A 2,286-nucleotide genomic window follows, 5' to 3' on the forward strand; every position below is an offset into this window, starting at 1 on the left:
GTACCTCAGGTGCACGGTCAGCAGGGTGGGCTCTCCTTTCGGCTGCTCGGGCCCGTGAGCGGCCGGGGCCGGGGGGCGGCAGATGACGACGTCGTCCAGGACCGCGATGACGTGCGGCGCCTGCGCCGCGCCCCCGGCCGCGGCAGGCCCGGCGGGGCCGGTGGGGCCGGAGTCGGGGTCGGGGAGGTCGGTGAGCGGGTGGATGGCGACGGCCAGGCGGTGCGCGGCGGTGCTGCCGTCGCCGTGGTGGGTGCGCAGGCCCAGGATCAGGACCAGGGCGGTGCCGGCGGGCCGGGGGCCGTCGGCGGCCAGGCCGAGCTCCTCGATCGTCACGCGCTGCGGCCCCGGGCCCGCCCGCCCGGAGCGGGCGGGCGGGGCGGGCAGCCAGGCGGTCAGGGCCCGCTCCAGGCGGTCGAAGGGGATGGCCAGGGCGGTGGGGCTCACTGCGGGGTCCCGTGGCGGCAGACGCAGAACCAGTAGAAGCTGTGCCCGGTCAGGCTCAGCTGGTAGGGGCGCGGGCCGATCGGCGGGAAGGTGGTCTGGCCGGTGACCTCGACCGGGACGACGCCGCTGTAGGCGCGCAGGTCGAGTTCGACGGGCTGGGGGTGGCGCGAGAGGTTGTTGACGCACAGCATCTCGGTGGGGTGGCCGTCCTCGTCGAAGTGGCGGCGCACATAGGCAAGGACGGCGGCGTTGGAGGTGGGTATCTCCTCGAAGTCGCCCAGGCCGAAGGCCTTGTGGTGGCGGCGGCGTGCGGCCAGCATGCGGCGGGTCCAGCGCAGCAGGGAGGCGCGGTTGTCGCGCTGGCTCTCCACGTTGACGGCCGGGTAGCCGTAGACGGGGCCCAGGTTGGTGGGCAGGGTCAGGCTGGCCGGGTCGCCGTCGGAGAAGCCGGCGTTGCGGTCCGGGGTCCACTGCATGGGGGTGCGCACCGCGTCGCGGTCGCCGAGCCAGATGTTGTCGCCCATGCCGATCTCGTCGCCGTAGTAGAGGATCGGCGAGCCGGGCTAGTCGCGTTCTTCGTCGGTGACCGTCTCCAGGGTCAGTTCGTCGTGGTTGCGCAGGAACAGGCCCCACTGGCAGGCGGCGGGCAGCTTGGGGGTCTTGGCGAGGATCTCCGAGACGGGGAACTTGGACTCCTTGCGCACGGCCATGAACAGGCGCGGCATGAGCGGGAAGTGGAAGGCCATGTGGCATTCGTCGCCGCCGCGTTCGTAGTCGCCGAAGTAGTCCACGACGTCCTCGGGCCACTGGTTGGCCTCGGCCAGCAGGATGCGGCCCGGGTAGTGGGTGTCGATGACCTCGCGCACGCGGCGCAGGAAGGCGTGGGTGGCGGGGAGGTTCTCGCAGTTGGTGCCCTCGGCCGCGTACAGGTAGGGCACGGCGTCCAGGCGGAAGCCGTCGATGCCCATGTCGAGCCAGAACCGCAGGGCGGAGATGATCTCGTCCTGGACGGCCGGGTTGTCGAAGTTCAGGTCGGGCTGGTGGGAGAAGAAGCGGTGCCAGTAGTACTGCTTGCGCACCGGGTCGAAGGTCCAGTTGGAGGTTTCGGTGTCGACGAAGATGATGCGGGCGTCGGGGTACTTCTCGTCGTCGTCGGCCCAGACGTAGTAGTCGCCGTAGGGGCCTTCGGGGTCGGCGCGCGAGGCCTTGAACCAGGCGTGCTGGTCGCTGGTGTGGTTCATCACGAAGTCGGTGATGATGCGGATGCCGCGCTGGTGGGCGGCCTTGAGCAGGTCGCGGAAGTCGTCCAGGGTGCCGAACTCGGGCTGCACCGCGCGGTAGTCGGACACGTCGTAGCCGCCGTCGCGCAGCGGGGACTGGAAGAAGGGCGGCAGCCACAGGCAGTCCACGCCCAGCCACTGCAGGTAGTCCAGTTTGGAGGTCAGGCCCTTCAGGTCGCCGACGCCGTCGCCGTCGCTGTCCTTGAAGGAGCGGACCAGGACCTCGTAGAAGACGGCCCGCTTGTACCAGTCGGGGGTGTCGGTCACCGCGTGGGTGGACGGGGTGACGGGCACGGGCGCGCGCCGGGCGGCGGTGGCTTCGGCCTGGTCGGTGCTCAAGGGTTCCTCCCGGTGACGATGCGGGTCCCGGAGTGCTCCGGGCTGACGTGGACGTCGCTGAGCGGGGTGCGCCGCGCGCCCGCCGTTCACCGTGCGGTGCGCGGTGACGGGCGGGTGGGGGGTGGGGCGGCACGGGGCGGTGCGGTGCGCCCGGCCCGCGGGGCACGAGCCCGCACGGCCGGAGCCAGGGCCAGGGCCGGGGCCGGGGTGGCGGGGGCCGGGC

General features: G+C 72.4%; 2 pseudogenes. Both read right to left on the minus strand.

Annotated elements, in window-relative coordinates:
- Positions 1-444, minus strand: a pseudogene (locus tag IG74_RS47250) (hypothetical protein); the annotation flags it as partial.
- Positions 441-2,018, minus strand: a pseudogene (locus tag IG74_RS47255) (alpha-amylase family glycosyl hydrolase). The pseudogenes IG74_RS47250 and IG74_RS47255, both read right to left, overlap by 4 nt.
- Positions 2,019-2,286: the final 268 nt, after the last annotated feature.

The sequence above is a fragment of the Streptomyces sp. NRRL B-1347 genome, assembly GCF_000720325.1.
Lineage (GTDB): Bacteria > Actinomycetota > Actinomycetes > Streptomycetales > Streptomycetaceae > Streptomyces.